The 1,655-nt window shown below is 74.7% G+C and carries 1 protein-coding gene; it reads left to right on the top strand.

What is annotated here, in order from left to right:
* On the top strand, positions 1–1,646 hold a 1,646-nt coding region (gene treZ, locus HW445_RS30100; RefSeq protein ID WP_180223973.1), incomplete at its 5' end, for a malto-oligosyltrehalose trehalohydrolase.
* Between the last annotated feature and the right edge of the window lie 9 nt (positions 1,647–1,655).

Here is a 1,655-nt window from a genome sequence, read left to right as displayed (position 1 = left end):
GGACGGCGCAGGCCGCCGCGCGGGACGGTTCGCGGTACGGGTTCGCCCTGGACGGCGGGCCGGTGCTGCCGGACCCGCGCTCCCGGCGGCAGCCCGACGGCCCGGACGGGCCGAGTGCCGTCGTCGACCACGGGCTGTACCGGTGGCGCGTGGACTGGCCGGGCCGTCCGCTGCCCGGGGCGGTCCTCTACGAGCTGCACATGGGGACGTACACCCGGGAGGGCACGCTGGACGCGGCCGCGGCGCGGCTGGAGCACCTCGCGGAGCTGGGCGTCACCCATGTGGAGCTGATGCCGTTGTGCCCCTTCCCCGGGCGGCACGGCTGGGGGTACGAGGGCGTCTCCCTGTGGGCGGTGCACGAGCCGTACGGCGGTCCGGAGGCGCTCATGCGGTTCGTGGACCGGGCGCACGAGCTGGGGCTGGGCGTCGTGCTCGACGTCGTCCACAACCACCTCGGCCCGTCCGGCAACCACCTCCCCGCGTTCGGCCCCTACTTCACCGACACCCACCAGACCCCGTGGGGCGCGGCGGTGAACCTGGACGCGCCCGGGTCCGACGAGGTGCGCGAGTTCCTGGTCGACAGCGCGCTGAGCTGGCTGCGGGACTACCGGCTGGACGGTCTGCGGCTGGACGCGGTGCACGCGCTGCGGGACACGCGGGCCTACCACTTCCTGGAGGAGCTCTCCACGGCGGTGGACCGGCTGGCGGTGGGACTGGGCCGGCCGCTGTTCCTGATCGCCGAGTCCGACCTGAACGACCCGCGGCTGGTCGCTCCCCGCGAGACGGGCGGTCTGGGCCTGCACGCGCAGTGGAACGACGACTTCCACCACGCGCTGCACACCGCGCTGACCGGCGAGTCGCAGGGCTACTACGCGGACTTCGCCCGTGACCCGTTCGCCGCGACGGCCAAGGCGCTGACCGCCGGCTTCTTCCACGACGGCACGTACTCGAGCTTCCGCGGCCGGCGGCACGGGCGGCCGCTGGACCGCGCCCGGTTCGCCGCACACCGGCTGCTGGGCTACTCGCAGACCCACGACCAGGTCGGCAACCGGGCGCAGGGCGACCGGCTGTCCGCCACCCTCTCCCCCGGACTGCTGGCCTGCGCGGCCACCCTCACGCTGACCGCGCCGTTCACGCCGATGCTCTTCATGGGCGAGGAGTGGGGCGCCTCCACGCCCTGGCAGTTCTTCACCGACCACACCGATCCGGAGCTGGCGGAGGCGGTCCGGCAGGGGCGTCGGCGGGAGTTCGCGGCGCACGGCTGGGCGGAGGAGGACGTGCCGGATCCGCAGGACCCGGCGACCCGGGAGCGGTCCTGTCTGGACTGGACGGAGCCGACGAAGGAGCCGCACGCGCGGTTGCTCGCCTGGTACCGGATGCTGATCGGGCTCCGCCACGAGCAGGGGGACCTCAAGGACCCGGACCTCTCGGACGTGCGGATCGCGTACGACGCGCAGGCGCGCTGGTTCGCGTTCCGGCGCGGGGACCTGCGCATCGTCGTCAACCTGGGTCAGGCGCCGGCCGACGTCCCCCTCGGCTCCCGGCCGGTCGACGTCCTGGCCTCCTGGTCCCCCCTGGAGGCCCCCGACGCCGACGGCGTCCTGCGGCTGCCCGCCGAGTCCTGCGCGGTCCTCCTCCAGTCCTGACCCGGCCCC

The organism is Streptomyces sp. UH6, from assembly GCF_013421635.1.
GTDB lineage: Bacteria > Actinomycetota > Actinomycetes > Streptomycetales > Streptomycetaceae > Streptomyces > Streptomyces abyssomicinicus.
Note: the sequence above shows the minus strand (reverse complement) of the source record. Positions and strands in the feature narration are given on the sequence as shown.